A 13,893-nucleotide genomic window follows, 5' to 3' on the forward strand; every position below is an offset into this window, starting at 1 on the left:
TCCCGCCCAGGAGCGGGTGATCGATGTGGTGGATGGAGATTAGTGGAACACGAGAGCTTCAGCCAGGACAACGGCTGTTATGTGAAAGGAAGTTGGTGGTGGGGATCCAAGGTGCCTGATGTCGTTACTTCATGGCGCGGTGGGGCCGACGCGCCAGTGCTCCGGATGGTATGAGTACGGCCGTCCAGCGCGGTGTTGGCGCCCAGCGTGGCGTCGTACGTGACCGTGTAGCCGCGGTCGGCTTCCTTCGCGTCCAGCGATGGGAACACCCTGCCAAAGATCGCACCTTCTGCGTGCACCAGCCCCGCCGCCGGTCAGGACTGCTCATTGTGGGAGCCGCGACGACGATGGTGCAGAGGTTGGCCACCGCGTTCGCCGACCGGATCTCACGGCGCACCACCAGTTCGGGCACCTTCTCCGGAGGCACCCACTCACTGCGCGCGGAATCGATGGCATCGACCGGCATGTCCCGTACCTGTTCGGCTCGGTCCGACCAACAGAGACGATGGTGACTCGTCGAGATCCCGGTCATCGGGTCGACGGCGAGCAGCAGCCTGCCGCACGCCGCGCGGACCCTCCCGGACCAGAAGGCTCTGACCTGCAATTTCACGCCCGTGCTGGAGTGGCTGGACGCCCCCGGACGGTCCCTACAACCTGTGCCATGTGGTACCGCGAGGCCCGCGCTATGGCACCAGGGACTACTCACCGAGATCCCGGCGCGGACGAACTCAGCCGCCCGGCTGCAGCGCCTTGCCCATGCCCGCGGAGGCTGAGCGGCAAGGGCTTGTCCGAGTTCATCGGAGCGTAGTCAGCACCAAGTCAGCACGGGAGTCAGCACGCCAAAGTCAAATCACCCCGAACAACGCAACACAGACACCGGCAGATCTGCTGCCGATCAAGGCCTCGGTACCGCCCTCGAAGCACCGACATGGGGGCAACATGCACACCCTGCCCCCGAACTATGTAGTCCCACCACATGTGCCCCTGACCAGCAGATTCCTACCGTGTGCGAACACATACCCGTCCCCACCGCACACGAGGAAGTGGCGCACATGGCCTCCGCAACCACCGCTCCCCCACCACCAGGCAATCTCAAGCGCATCGTCGCCGCCAGCCTCATCGGCACCACCATCGAGTGGTACGACTTCTTCCTCTACGGCTCCGCCGCCGCCCTTGTCTTCAACAAGCTGTTCTTCCCGGACTCCGATCCGCTCGTCGGCACGCTGCTGTCCTTCCTCACGTACGCCGTCGGATTCGCCGCCCGTCCGCTGGGCGCGCTTGTGTTCGGGCACTACGGTGACCGGCTCGGCCGTAAGAAGTTGCTGGTGCTGAGTCTGCTGCTGATGGGTGCGGCGACCTTCGCGATCGGGCTGCTGCCGACGCACGCGACCATCGGCACCGCCGCGCCCGTGCTGCTGACCGTACTGCGCCTGGTGCAGGGCTTCGCGCTCGGTGGTGAGTGGGGCGGGGCCGTGCTGCTGGTGTCCGAGCACGGGGACGCGCGGCGTCGTGGCTTCTGGGCCTCGTGGCCGCAGACCGGCGCGCCTGCGGGCCAGTTGCTGGCGACCGGCGTGCTGTCGCTGCTGACGGCCGTGCTGTCGGACAGCGCCTTCGTCAGCTGGGGCTGGCGGATCCCCTTCCTGCTCTCCGGCGTACTGGTGATCGTCGGTTTGTGGATTCGTCTGTCTGTCGATGAATCGCCTGTCTTCAAGCAGGCGTTGGCCCAGGCGGAAGCACGCAAGGTCGCACACGCGGCCACGGCCGAGAAGCTCCCGCTGGTCTCCGTACTGCGGCACCACTGGCGTGATGTGCTCGTGGCGATGGGTGCGCGTATGGCGGAGAACATCAGCTACTACGTGATCACCGCCTTCATCCTCGTCTATGCCACCACCTCGGCCGGCGTCTCCAAGCAGACCGCTCTCAATGCCGTACTCATCGCGTCCGCCGTGCACTTCGCCGTCATTCCGGCCTGGGGTGCGTTGTCGGACCGGATCGGGCGGCGTCCCGTCTACCTGCTGGGCGCGGTCGGCGTCGGGCTGTGGATGTTCCCCTTCTTCTCGCTCATCGACACCGGAGGCTTCGGCAATCTGATTCTCGCCGTGACCGTGGGCCTTGTGCTGCACGGCGCCATGTACGCCCCTCAAGCCGCCTTCTTCTCCGAGATGTTCGCGACCCGGATGCGCTACTCCGGTGCCTCGATCGGCGCGCAGTTCGCCTCGGTGGCGGCGGGCGCCCCCGCCCCTCTGATCGCCACGGCCCTGCTGTCCGACTACGGCAACTCCACCCCGATCGCCCTGTACGTCATCGCCGCGGCCGTCCTCACGGTGATCGCGATCGGCCTGGCCAAGGAGACCCGGCACCGTGACCTGGCCGACATCGAGCCCGCGGACGACGCGGAGCCTGTGACGGCTCGGGCCGCGGACGCGCACTCCGTCTGAGGCATCAAGGGACCTGGTCCTGGAACCGGCCCCCGTACGCCGAGGCGTGCGGGGGTCAGCGCTGTGCAGGTGTCGACAACCGGTGCAGCCGCAGGGCCAGTTGTATCTCGAGGGCGCGGGCGGGGCTCTGCCAGTCTTCGCCGAGGAGACGGCCGACGCGTTCCAGGCGCTGCGCGACAGTGTTCACGTGGACGTGCAGTTCGTCCTTGGTGCGGGCCGGGCTCATCCCGCAGGCGAAGTACGCGTCGAGGGTGCGCAGCAGGTCGGTGCCGCGTCGCTCGTCGTAGGAGACGACCTTGCCGATCGTGCGGTCCACGAAGCCGGCGATGTCGCGGTCACCGGCCAGCAGCAGCCCCACGAATCCGAAGTCCTCGGCGGCGGCGCCTTCCCCGGAGCGGCCGAGCAGCCGCAGGGCGTCGAGACAGCGCCTGCCTTCCTCGTATGCGGCGGCCACGGCGTCCGGGTGGGCGGCCAGGTTCTCGACCGGGGCGGAAGCACCGACCGTGACCGCCTCGTGGACGGCCGTGCCGAGATGGCGGGCTGCGCGGCGGGCCAGGGCGGTCGCCGTGTCCGACGCTTCGAGGGGGAGCAGCAGGACCGTGCCGCCGTCGCGAGCGGCGGCCAGACCGTGCCGGGTGGCGGCGAGGTGGGACGCGGCGGACCACAGGCGTCTGCGGGCGGCTGCCTCCTGTTCGGCGTCGGCCGCGGTGGCTTCGAGGCGGGCGGCGAGGACGACGTGGGTGGCGTCGAGGTCGGCGGCCAGCCGCGCCGCGCGCTCGCGCAGCAGACGCGGGTCACGGTCGCGGGCGTCGAGCAGGTCGTCCAACAGCTCGCCCCGGACGCGCTGTTCGGCCTCGGCGGCCGAACGCCGGGCGAGCAGCAGGAGGGAGGTGACCATCGCGGCCCGTTCCAGAGTGCGCTGGTCGACGGGGTCGAGGCCCGGGTGGCCGCGCAGGACCAGCGCGCCGAGGAGTTCGCCGCCCGCCGCGACCGCGGCGATCCAGTCGTCTTCGTGCCGTACCGCATGGCCTTCTACGCGGGAGATCTCCAGGGCACCGGCCGGTGAGGCGGTGGCCTCCTTGAACTCGACCGTGCCGTCGAGGACTTCGGAGACGGCCGCGGCCACGTCGTGCACACCGCCGCCGCGCAGCACGAGTTCGGCGAGCCGGTCGTGCACGTCCGAGGCCCGTTCGATGACTCCGCTGCGATCACGGATGATCTCGTTGGCCCGCTCCAGGTCGGCGAGGGCCGAGCGGGTCTCGGTGAGCAGGTTCGCCGTGTCGATGGCGGCCGCGGCGAGAGCGGCGAAGGAGCCGAGCAGCGCGATCTGCTCCCGCTCGAAGACCCGGGCGCGCCGGTCCGCCGCGAAGAGGACGCCGATCACATGGTGTCCCAGCATCAGCGGCACCCCGAGAATGGCGACCAGCCCCTCGTCCCGCACGCCGGAGTCGATGGCGAGGGTGTGCTGGAAGCGCTCGTCCTTGAAGTAGTCGTCGGTGACATACGGGCGGGCGGTCTGCGCGACCAGTCCGCCCAGGCCCTCCCCCATGCCGAGCCGCAGTTGCTGGAAGCGGGCGGCGACCGAGCCCTCGGTCACCCGCATATAGGTGTCGCCCCTGGCCGGGTCGTTCAGGCTGAGGTAGGCGACGTCCGTGCCGAGGAGCGACCGGGCACGCTGCACGATCGCCTGCAGTACGGCGTCCAGGTCCCGGAGCCCTGCCAGATCGTGGGCGGTCTCGAAGAGGGCCGACAGCTCGGCCTCACGCCTGCGCCGCCCTTCCAGTTCGGAGCGCACGCGCAGCGCGAGCAGCTTGGCCTGTTCGAGCGCGACGATCCGCTCGGTGTCTCTGCCCTCGGCGCGGGCGAGCAGCACCGGCTGCTCGTAGGCGTCGGCCGACGCACCCCGGGCCAGCAGCTCGAGGAACGGCGCCTCGGCACTGCTCGGGACCGCATCGACGCTGCTCGGGGCCGCATCGACGCTGCTCAGGGGCGCTCCGGCTTGGGCGGCGGAACGCTCGGCGGGCTGCACGTGATCGCGAGACATGCCGACAGGATTACTCATCGCACCGCCACCTCGTCAGCCCTGTGGATAACTCGGAGCTCCACCCGTACCGGACGACCGGTGCGACCGACCGGTGCGACCGACCGGTGCGACCGGCCGGTGCGACCGGTCAGCGGGCCCGATCAGCCCGACCGGTCAGTGCGCTGTCCAGCCACCGTCGAGCACGAGCGAGGTGCCGGTCACGAAGGACGCCGACGGGCTGCACAGGTACGCCACAGCCTCGGCGACCTCCTCCGGTTCGATGAGCCGCTTGACCGCGCTGTCCTGCAGCAGCACCTCGGACAGCACCCGCTCCTCGGAGATGCCGTGCGCCCGGGCCTGGTCGGCGAGTTGCTTCTCGACCAGCGGGGTGCGCACATAGGCGGGGTTCACACAGTTGGAGGTGACGCCGTGGGGGGCGCCCTCCAGGGCGGCGGTCTTGGAGAGTCCCTCCAGACCATGTTTGGCGGCCACATAGGCCGACTTGAAGGCCGACGCGCGCAGCCCATGGACGGAGGACACATTGACGATGCGGCCCCAGCCCTGCCCGTACATATGGGGCAGGGCGCCACGGATGAGCCGGAACGGTGCCTCCAGCATCACGGTGAGCACCGTGTGGAAGACGTCCGGCGGGAACTCCTCGATGGGGCGCACCAGTTGCAACCCTGCGTTGTTGACGAGCACGTCGGTGCCGGCCGCGGCGAGTTCGGCGGCATCCAGGTCGGTGAGGTCAAGGACGTGCGGTTCGACGGCGCCCGCGAGGCCCCGGCCCCGCTCGGCGAGCTCCTCCAGCCCCGCGGCGTCCCGGTCGACCGCTCTGACCTTGGCGCCCGCGCCCGCGAGCCGTAGCACGCAGGCGCGGCCGATGCCGCCCGCGGCGCCGGTGACAAGGGCGGTGCGGCCGCCGAGGTCGAGCGGAGAAGCCGACGACGAGCCTTGAGCGGGAAGAGTGCTGGGCGGGGTCATGGCTCGACCCTAGGCAGCGCCCCCGCCTGACCACATATGGCCACAGCCCATACTTCAGTCCGAGGTCATGGGCTCAAACCACGTGGGTTCATCGCACTGTGCCTGCTTGATCCGGAACAGCTGACGTTCGTCCATCACGGGCAAGGCGTCCACCTCGAACCACCCCACCTCCAGGGACTCGTCGTCGTTCACGCGCGCCTCGCCGCCGACGGCCCGGCAGCGGAAGGTGATGTCCATGAACTGGCACATGTCGCCGTTGGGATAGGTGACCTCGCCCCCGGACCTGATGAGGACGACCCGCTCCGCGGCGCATCGGACACCCGTCTCCTCGTACACCTCCCGCACGGCGGCAGCGGCGGGCTGCTCGCCGGGGTCCGGGATGCCGTTGATCACCGTCCACTTGCCGTTGTCCGCGCGCTGCCCCAGCAGGACCCGTCCCTGGTCGTCGAAGACGACGGCGCTGACGCCCGGAAGCCACAGCAGCTGCTGGCCGGCCGAGGCCCGGATCGTACGAATGAAGTCAGGAGTAGCCATGGCCCCGACCCTAACGGGCTGGTGGCGGCGCCCCCGGCGGGTTCCGGAGGCAGGCGCTCGGCGTACCGCTAGACGTCACCGGCGCGTCGTGTGCGCATCCCGGCGCCGACCGCCCAGCCGACACCGCCCGCGGCGACAACCAACAGCGCGATCTCCGGCAGGATGCCGAGTCGCGTGGCGGGCGTCTCGGTGGAGCGCAGCGGCACCTTCTGGACCAGCGAGTCGGGCACGAACATGCCCGTCCGCTGTGTGATCGTCCCGTCCGGCATGATGATCGCGCTGACACCGCTGGTCACCGGCACGGTGACGGTCCGGCTGTGCTCGACCGCGCGGACGCGGGACATGGCGAGCTGCTGGTAGGTCATCTCGCTGCGGTCGAAGGTCGCGTTGTTGCTCGGCACCGAGATCATCTGGGCGCCGTCGACGACCTCGGAGCGTACGGCCCAGTCGAAGGCGGCCTCGTAACAGGTGACGAGCCCGACCTTGGCGCCGTCCATGGTGAACACGCCCGGCTCGCTGCCCCGGCTGAAGTCCTGGCGGACCATCGAGGTCCAGTTCTCGTTGATCGCCCCGACGAGCGAGCGCAGCGGCAGGTACTCGCCGAACGGCTGGATCTGCCGCTTGTCGTACGTGTCGACGGGCCCCTTGGCCGGGTCCCACAGGATCTGTTCGTTGAGCAGCTTGCCGTCCCGCTCCACGACTCCGCCGACGGAGATGGGCGCACCGATCACCTTGGCCGCCGTGTCGATGACGGCGCGGGCGTCGGCGTTGGCGAACGGGTCGATGTCCGAGGAGTTCTCGGGCCACAGTACGAAGTCGGGCCGGTCGACCTTGCCCGCCTTGACCTCGGCGGCCAGGCGCTCGGTCTCACGCGCGTGGTAGTCCAGTACGGCCCGCCGCTGGGCGTTGAAGTCCAGGCCCGCCCGCGGCACATTGCCCTGGATGACCGCGACGGTCGCGGTGCCGTCCTCCGCCTTGTCGCTGACCAGGGGCCGCGCGGCCACCGCGCCCACCACCGGTACGGCCACGCTCAGCAGGGCGACGGCCGCAGTGGACCGCCGTACGACTCGCGTGCGCCGCGCCTCGACAGCCAGGCGTACGACCTCGTACAGACCGAATCCGCACAGGACGACCGCGAAGCCGAGCACCGGTGTGCCACCCACCGCGGCGAGCGGCAGGAAGACGCCTTCTGCCTGACCGAAGGCGATCTTGCCCCAGGGGAAGCCGTTGAAGGGCGCACGCGCGCGTGCGGCTTCTCCGGCGATCCACAGCGCCGCCGCCCACACCGGCCAGCCAGGCAGCTTCGACACCGCGGCGACGCCGACGCCCACCAGCGCGACAAAGATCGCCTCGATCACGACCAGCGCGAGCCAGGGGCCGGGTCCGACCTCCACGCCGGTCCACACCAGCAGCGGCAGCAGGAAGCCGAGCCCGAAGAGATAGCCGAGGCCGAAGGCCGCCTTCCAGCTGCGGCCGCGCAGCACCCAGCCGAAGACGGCGAAGGCCGGAAGGGCCAGCCACCACAGGGTGCGGGGCGGGAAGCTGACGTAGAGCAGCACTCCGGAGAGCGCCGCGGCGAGGGCGGGAACCAGGCGGCGCGCCAGCCGTGCCGCGCGCGAGGCGGTCGCGATCTGCGGCTCCAACTGGTCCGATTCGCCCACGGAAGTTGCGGTGACGGTCACTCCGGGAGTGTACGGCGGCCGACCTTGGCTCCGACAGCGCGGTCGGATGCCGGCGAGGGCCCGCCCACGCGCGCGTGAGCTCAGGTCCCAGGCCCGCCCACGCGCGCGCGTGAGCACAGGTCCCATGCCGGCTCGCCCACGCGCGCATGAACGCAGGCCCCCGGCCGACGTGCACGGCCCGTCCGCACCCGGGCCGAGCCGCACGGCGCATCCTTGGTCTTTCGTGTGACGCATCGTTCCTGCACGACACGTCCACAAATCGCCCCTCACCCGTTACGGTATGCCGGAGCCTCAGTCGTACCGGCCGGTCAGGTCCGGGCGGCCGGGGCCCGTCACAGGTCGGGGGACCGGGTTCGGGGGGCGGGGTGGATGTCACGGGGATGACGTCTGCGGCAGGTCCGGATGAGGACGACGACAGACGAAACGTTTCCGACGCGACGGGCGTAGTGGTGCTGGGGGCCTGCGCCGCCTGGTCGCTGATCTCGGCTGCCGTGCACGACGGCCGCCCCGAGGGTGTCCTGCTCGCGATCCTCGCCGTGTCCGCCGGTTATGCCGCGGGCCGGATCAGCGGGGCGCTCCTGCCCGTCGCCGCGCCCTGCGCCGGGGCACTGGCCGCGGTGAGCCTGACCCTGACCGTTCCGCACCTCTCCCCCGGGCCGCGGATCGACGTCCCGCTGGGCCATGCCGGGGCCACCGCGGCCGTACTGACTCTCGCCGCCGGCGCCGCCTGCTGCGCAGCCTGGACCACCTCGGCACCGGCCCTGCGACTCGGCCTGCGCGCCCTGGCCGCAGGAATCGCGGTGACCGCGGCGGTGCTGGGCTCGACCAGCGGCTTCATCGCCTGTTCCGCCGTAGTGCTGTGCTCGCTCGCCGCCGGCCACATCCGCCATCGCGCCGTGGGCATCGCGGGACTGGCCCTGGGCGCGACGGCGGTGACCGGCCTGACCTGGACGGTCGCAAGCAACGCGGCGCCCGTCGGACTCACCGCCTGGCTGGAGGGTCAGCTCACCCGGCACCGGATCGAGCTGTGGCACGACGCCGCGCACCTGGCGAGCCGGGACCCTGTCCTGGGCGCGGGCCCAGGGCGCTTCGGCGAGCTCAGTACGACGGCGAGCGAGACGCTGCCGTCCGACGGCAAGCCGCACTCGGCGCTCTTGCAGCAGGCGGCCGAACAGGGACTCATCGGTGTGCTGCTGCTGGCAGCGGCCTTCTGCTGGATGCTGTTCGCGCTGTGGCGCACCGCCCGCCCCACCCCGGTCGCGCTCACCGCGGGCGCGGCCCTGACGGCCCTGGCGGCGATCGCCGCGGTCGGCAACGCGCTCAGCTTCACCACCGTGTCGGTGGGCGCGGGCTTGCTGGCGGGACTGGCCACGGCCCGTCCGATCGTCAAGGAGCCGTCGCCGCGCGAGATCGACGCACACGCGCGTGGCGAGCGACCCGCCCCATGACTCGGAGCGGGATGCAGGGGCCGCCGGCACACCGGGCCGCCAAGGGCTCGGCTCACGGGGAATGTTCTCAGAGCGCCGTGTCGGCCGTTCGGGTCCCCAGCCGGTCCCTGATCACCCGTACAGCTGCCTCCGCGTCGTCCACGGTGACCGTGAACGTGTGCCCGTCCCACAGCTGCAGCACCAGGCCCTCACCACGCCGTACGACCACCGCGGTGCCCTTCTCGGGCCGCCACCGATAGCCCCAGCCGCCCCAGTGGCGCGGCGTGACGTACGGGACGAAGTCGGCGCCCACCACCTCCGACAGGGGGATTCGGCGGCGCGGCACACCGATGTGGCCGCAGCGCACCTCGAGGCACTCCTGGTCGACCCGCAGGGCGACGTGCACGAACGCGAGAGTGCCGAAGAGGACCAGCAGCCCGGCCGCGATACAGCCGACGACGGCCATGACCAGCGGGAGGATGCCGTCCGTCCAGGGCGAGTCGATGGCCAGCTCGATCCCGAGCGCCATGCAGGCGCCGCCGACGAGCGCCAGCAGCCATTGGACCCGGTTGGTCGCCCGCCCGGTCCAGACATCGGGGTGCGGCTTCCTGCCGTGGGGGTGGTCCCTCATGCCTATGAGGTTACTCAGGTTTCGCTCTGCTGGTACCTCGCTGCAGAGGGTGAATGCGCCGACCGGGCCACGACGGAGCGCGCGCGTCCGCTTTCGGACCGCCCGTTACCTGGCGGGGCTGATCGCCTGCAGGAGACGGCCTTCGTCGTAGGCGAGAGCGGGCTCGGGGAGCATTCCCTGGCGGCCGCTCAGCAGCACCGTCAGGGTGCCGTTCGCTTCAGCCGTGGGGGCGGGCTGTTCACCCAGTCGGCGCAGCGCCTGCGCGGCGACCGCTCCGGCGGAGCCGTGCAGGACGAGCGGTGGAAAGCCGGGGCGCTGGACGGCGGCGCGGATGCGGTCGGAGACGAGCTCATAGTGCGTGCAGCCCAGGACGACGGTCGTCACGTCCTCCGGGGTCAGCGCGGCGGCCGCGGCGACAGCGGCATCGATCGCCGTCTGGTCCGCGTGCTCGACCGCCTCGGCGAGGCCGAAGCACGGCACCTCGGTGACGGTGACGCCGTCGGCGAAGTCCTTGATGAGCCCGCGCTGGTAGGGGCTGCCGGTGGTGGCGGGCGTGGCCCAGATCGCGACGGGACCGCCGCCGGCCGCGGCCGGCTTGATCGCCGGGACCGTGCCGATGACCGGAATGGCTGGTTCGAGGCGGGCGCGCAGGGTGGTGAGCGCATGCACGGACGCGGTGTTGCAGCCGACGATCAGCACGTCGGGCCGGTGCGCGGCAGCGGCGTCGGCGACGGCCACGGCACGCAGGGTGAGATCCTCGGGGGTCCGGGGACCCCAGGGCATGCCGTCCGGGTCGAGTGAGAGCACGAGATCTGCGTCGGGTCGCAGACGCCGTACCGCGGCGGTGGCCGCGAGCAAGCCGATTCCGGAGTCCATCAGCGCGATCTTCACCCGGCCACGATAGTCGATGGGCCCTTGCGGGCCCCCGGGGTGGGGCAGACTTCGCGCGTGAGCGCCATCGCGTGGACCGCCGTCGGATCACTCGCCGCTTGGCTGTGGCTGCTGCTGTGCCAGGGCTTCTTCTGGCGTACGGATGTCAGGCTTCCGCATCGGAAGGAACCGGACCGGTGGCCGTCGGTCTGCGTCGTCGTCCCCGCGCGCGACGAGGCCGGGGTCCTTCCGGACGCCCTGCCGTCGCTGCTCGCTCAGGATTATCCGGGGCGCGCGGAGATCTTCCTGATCGACGACGGCAGTTCGGACGGCACCGGGGAGCTGGCGCGTGAGCTCGCGCGGCGGAACGGCGGACTGCCGCTGACCGTGGACTCCCCCGGCGAACCGCCGGCCGGCTGGACCGGCAAGCTCTGGGCGGTGCGCCACGGCATCCGCCTGGCACGCGCGCGTGACCCCGAGTACCTGCTGCTGACGGACGCCGACATCGCGCATGCGTCCGACAGCCTGCGGGAGCTGGTCGCGGCGGCGCGCACCGGGGGCTTCGACGCCGTGTCGCAGATGGCCCGGCTACGGGTGGAGAGTCTGTGGGAACGGCTGGTCGTGCCGGCCTTCGTCTACTTCTTCGCACAGCTGTATCCGTTCCGCCGGATCGGTAAGAAGGGGACACGAACGGCTGCTGCTGCGGGCGGCTGCGTCCTGCTGCGTGCCGAGACGGCCGAGCGGGCGCGGATTCCGGACGCCATCCGGCACGCCGTCATCGACGACGTGGCGCTCGCACGGGCCGTCAAGGGCGGCGGCGGCCACATCTGGCTGGGGCTGGCCGAGCGGGTGGACAGCGTGCGCCCTTATCCCCGGCTGCGCGATCTGTGGCGCATGGTCTCGCGCAGCGCGTACGCGCAGTTGCGGCACAATCCGCTGCTGCTGGCCGGGACGGTCGCCGGGCTGGCGCTGGTCTATCTGGTGCCCCCCGTGGCCTTGGTCTGGGGACTGGCCGGCGGGGACACGGTGACGGCGGCCGTCGGCGGTCTCGCGGGGCTGGTGATGACAGGGACGTATGCGCCGATGCTCCGCTACTACCGCCAGCCGCCCTGGCTCGCCTTCCTGCTGCCGTTCACCGCGTTCCTCTATCTCCTGATGACGGTCGATTCCGCGGTGCAGCACTACCGGGGGCGCGGCGCGGCCTGGAAGGGCCGCACCTACGCACGTCCGGGCGCGGTGCCCGACGAGGGCTGACTACTTGCGGCCGGGTGTCCAGTTCATGCCCCACGCGTACGCGTGGTCGACCGTGCGCTGCGGGCTCACCCCGCGTTCGGGCACCAGGTAGCGGGCCTCGCGCTGCACGACCAGGTCGCTGCCGGTGTTGGTGATCAGCGCGAGCGCGCACACCGTCGAGGGGACCGTGCACTCGTCGAGCGAGAAGTCGATCGGGGCGCCGTGCTGCGGGGTGAGGGTGACCGTGGCGTGCAGGTCGGCGAAGGAACGCGCGCCTTGGTAGATGGTCACGAAGATCAGGATGCGCCGGAAGACCTTCTGGTGGTCGAGGTTGACGGTGAGGTTCTCGCCGCTGGCCACGGCGCCGGTGCGGTCGTCGCCGTCGAGGTGGATGTACGGCGGCTGGTGCAGGGCGCCGTAGGCGTTGCCGAGGGACTGGATGACCCCCTTGCTGCCGTCGGTCAGCTCGTACAGGGCGCACAGGTCGAGGTCGAGGTCGTTGTGCATGGCGACCGGGCGGCCCAGTTTGCTCGCCCAGCCCGAGAACTGCTTGCGCACCTCCCAGTTGAGGTTGACGCTCATGTGGCCCGAGGTCCCGCCCTGCTTGGTCAGCGACACCGAGGGGGCCGCCTTCGTCAGCGTCACCTTGCTCAGGCTGACCGGCGGTGTCTGGGCTGCGGGCGGGGGGACCGGCGGCATGGCCGGCGGCTGCATCGCCGGTGGCGGGGGTGCGGGCGTGGTCGCCGGGGGTGCGGCCGGAGGGGCTCCGGGCGCGGAAGCGGGTGCCGCGCTCTGGGGTTCGTCGACCGCGATGCCGTAGTCGGTGGCCAGTCCCTCCAGCCCGCTGCTGTAGCCCTGGCCGACGGCGCGGAACTTCCAGGCACCCTGACGGCGGTAGAACTCACCGAGGACGAAAGCGGTTTCGACGGTGGCGCCCGCGCTGTCGAAGCGGGCGACGGCGGTGCCCTGGGCGGCCTCCTTGACCTCGATGTAGAGGTCCGGGATCTGGCCGAACGATCCGCCGTCCGCGGAGGCGGCGAGGATGACGGTCTCGATCGCGGGCTCCACGCGCGCGAGGTCGACGAGCACGCTGTCGGTCACCCGGCCGCCGGCGTCCCGCTTGCCCTCGTGCCGGACGGCGCCGGAGGAGTGCTCGGGCTGGTTGTAGAAGACGAAGTCCCCGTCGGAGCGGACCTTTCCGCCGACCAGCAACAGCGCCGAGGCGTCCGCGTCAGGCACGCCCGGGCCGGAGCGCCAGCCCAATTCGACCCGCAGTGCCGTCGTCGGCACCGGAACATTCGATCCTTTCGGCATTGACATGTCCGCCCCCATCACGGGTCACCGTGCCAGGCACGTCCTGGCAGCTCATCGGCTTCTTACAGGGTCAACCTATTCCCCGCGACATCGAACTCCCATGAGTGGCAGACGAACACCGCCGGTCAACCGCCGGTAACCCGCCCGGAACTCGGCATTTACACGATCCGGACGCGGATTGGCGTCCCTTTTTGCCAAGTTCGCTCGCATTGGGGATCCAGCGTCACTGCGGACACATAAAACAACCCTCTTATCGGTCTCCCCAACCAGCACATCGTGGGCTTACCTTATGTGCCATGACCTCCCCCCGCTCCACCTATGGCGGCGGCTACTACTCCGCCTCCTTCCCGGACACCCCGATCTACGACTCCCTCGTGGCCGAGCGGGGCACCCCGCAGATCGCCCCGATCCGGGTGCCCGCCGCGTACGACGCCCCGGGTAGCCACCTGCCCGCGCTCCCGTCGGCACTGCCCGCCCTCCCGGCGGCCCCGTCCCAGCCCTCCTACGGCTATCCGCATGCGCAGCAGCCCGCCCCGCTGCAGCAAGCGCCTGCCGCCTACATCCCGCAGCAGGCCGCACCGCGCGGCTACCCGGGTCCGCAGGCGCAGCAGCCTCGCCCGGTGGCCCCCGGCGGCATGGGCTACGAGGCAATGCGCCCCGCGGCTCCCCGGCCCGCCGCGGCTCCTTACCAGGACCCGTACAACAACCAGCAGTACCGCGGCTACTGACCCCTTCCCCACCGGGTTGTCGTCGCCAC

At 71.0% G+C, this 13,893-nt stretch carries 11 protein-coding genes; 4 read left to right on the plus strand and 7 right to left on the minus strand.

Annotated features, from left to right (window positions below; translation table 11 throughout):
- The first annotated feature begins 1,052 nt into the window (after positions 1-1,052).
- Complete coding sequence (locus ACFY5C_RS10485; protein ID WP_389442880.1) at positions 1,053-2,438, plus strand: MFS transporter; 1,386 nt, start codon at positions 1,053-1,055, stop codon at positions 2,436-2,438.
- 55 nt (positions 2,439-2,493) lie between these two features.
- On the opposite strand, the gene ACFY5C_RS10490 is transcribed toward ACFY5C_RS10485, so the two are convergent.
- The 4 genes from ACFY5C_RS10490 to lnt form a co-directional block, all read right to left on the minus strand.
- Positions 2,494-4,482: a helix-turn-helix domain-containing protein gene (locus ACFY5C_RS10490; protein ID WP_389442882.1), complete on the minus strand. Its 1,989-nt coding sequence runs from the start codon at positions 4,480-4,482 to the stop codon at positions 2,494-2,496.
- Between the two features lie 153 nt (positions 4,483-4,635).
- Entirely contained in the window at positions 4,636-5,445 is an 810-nt protein-coding gene (locus ACFY5C_RS10495; RefSeq protein ID WP_389442884.1) for a 3-hydroxybutyrate dehydrogenase, read from the minus strand.
- A gap of 54 nt (positions 5,446-5,499) precedes the next feature.
- Positions 5,500-5,979 carry an NUDIX domain-containing protein gene (locus ACFY5C_RS10500; protein ID WP_389442886.1) on the minus strand — a complete coding sequence of 160 codons (480 nt, stop codon included), beginning with the start codon at positions 5,977-5,979 and terminating at the stop codon, positions 5,500-5,502.
- A gap of 68 nt (positions 5,980-6,047) precedes the next feature.
- Entirely contained in the window at positions 6,048-7,661 is a 1,614-nt protein-coding gene (lnt, locus tag ACFY5C_RS10505; protein WP_389442888.1) for an apolipoprotein N-acyltransferase, read from the minus strand.
- Positions 7,662-8,041: 380 nt separating this feature from the next.
- On the opposite strand from lnt, the gene ACFY5C_RS10510 reads away from it, so the two are divergent.
- Positions 8,042-9,109, plus strand: a complete 1,068-nt coding sequence (locus ACFY5C_RS10510) for an O-antigen ligase family protein (protein WP_389442890.1) — start codon at positions 8,042-8,044, stop codon at positions 9,107-9,109.
- 67 nt (positions 9,110-9,176) lie between these two features.
- Here ACFY5C_RS10510 and ACFY5C_RS10515 read toward each other — a convergent pair whose 3' ends face one another.
- Both ACFY5C_RS10515 and ACFY5C_RS10520 read right to left on the minus strand, forming a co-directional pair.
- Entirely contained in the window at positions 9,177-9,719 is a 543-nt protein-coding gene (locus tag ACFY5C_RS10515; protein ID WP_389442892.1) for a hypothetical protein, read from the minus strand.
- Between the two features lie 105 nt (positions 9,720-9,824).
- Positions 9,825-10,610, minus strand: a complete 786-nt coding sequence (locus tag ACFY5C_RS10520) for a glutamate racemase (protein ID WP_389442894.1) — start codon at positions 10,608-10,610, stop codon at positions 9,825-9,827.
- 57 nt (positions 10,611-10,667) lie between these two features.
- Between ACFY5C_RS10520 and ACFY5C_RS10525 the strand changes: the two genes are divergently transcribed.
- Positions 10,668-11,843: a glycosyltransferase gene (locus ACFY5C_RS10525; protein WP_389442896.1), complete on the plus strand. Its 1,176-nt coding sequence runs from the start codon at positions 10,668-10,670 to the stop codon at positions 11,841-11,843.
- Here the strand turns inward: ACFY5C_RS10525 and ACFY5C_RS10530 are convergent, their stop codons facing one another.
- Positions 11,844-13,136 (minus strand): TerD family protein, encoded by a 1,293-nt coding sequence (locus tag ACFY5C_RS10530; protein ID WP_389442898.1) that lies wholly within the window; start codon positions 13,134-13,136, stop codon positions 11,844-11,846. It abuts the gene before it with no gap.
- 296 nt (positions 13,137-13,432) lie between these two features.
- Here ACFY5C_RS10530 and ACFY5C_RS10535 point away from each other — a divergent pair, with 296 nt between their 5' ends.
- Positions 13,433-13,864: a DUF6643 family protein gene (locus ACFY5C_RS10535; RefSeq protein ID WP_328883507.1), complete on the plus strand. Its 432-nt coding sequence runs from the start codon at positions 13,433-13,435 to the stop codon at positions 13,862-13,864.
- The last annotated feature ends 29 nt before the right edge of the window (positions 13,865-13,893 follow it).

The sequence above is a fragment of the Streptomyces sp. NPDC012935 genome, assembly GCF_042900345.1.
Taxonomy (GTDB): Bacteria; Actinomycetota; Actinomycetes; order Streptomycetales; family Streptomycetaceae; genus Streptomyces.

Bases quoted from the DNA above. Each gene is read 5' to 3' on its own strand.
- ACFY5C_RS10485 (WP_389442880.1), top strand. From the start codon at position 1,053: ATGGCCTCCGCAACCACCGCTCCCCCACCACCAGGCAATCTCAAGCGC.
- ACFY5C_RS10490 (WP_389442882.1), bottom strand. From the start codon at position 4,482: ATGTCTCGCGATCACGTGCAGCCCGCCGAGCGTTCCGCCGCCCAAGCC.
- ACFY5C_RS10495 (WP_389442884.1), bottom strand. From the start codon at position 5,445: ATGACCCCGCCCAGCACTCTTCCCGCTCAAGGCTCGTCGTCGGCTTCT.
- ACFY5C_RS10500 (WP_389442886.1), bottom strand. From the start codon at position 5,979: ATGGCTACTCCTGACTTCATTCGTACGATCCGGGCCTCGGCCGGCCAG.
- ACFY5C_RS10510 (WP_389442890.1), top strand. From the start codon at position 8,042: ATGACGTCTGCGGCAGGTCCGGATGAGGACGACGACAGACGAAACGTT.
- ACFY5C_RS10515 (WP_389442892.1), bottom strand. From the start codon at position 9,719: ATGAGGGACCACCCCCACGGCAGGAAGCCGCACCCCGATGTCTGGACC.
- ACFY5C_RS10530 (WP_389442898.1), bottom strand. From the start codon at position 13,136: ATGCCGAAAGGATCGAATGTTCCGGTGCCGACGACGGCACTGCGGGTC.
- ACFY5C_RS10535 (WP_328883507.1), top strand. From the start codon at position 13,433: ATGACCTCCCCCCGCTCCACCTATGGCGGCGGCTACTACTCCGCCTCC.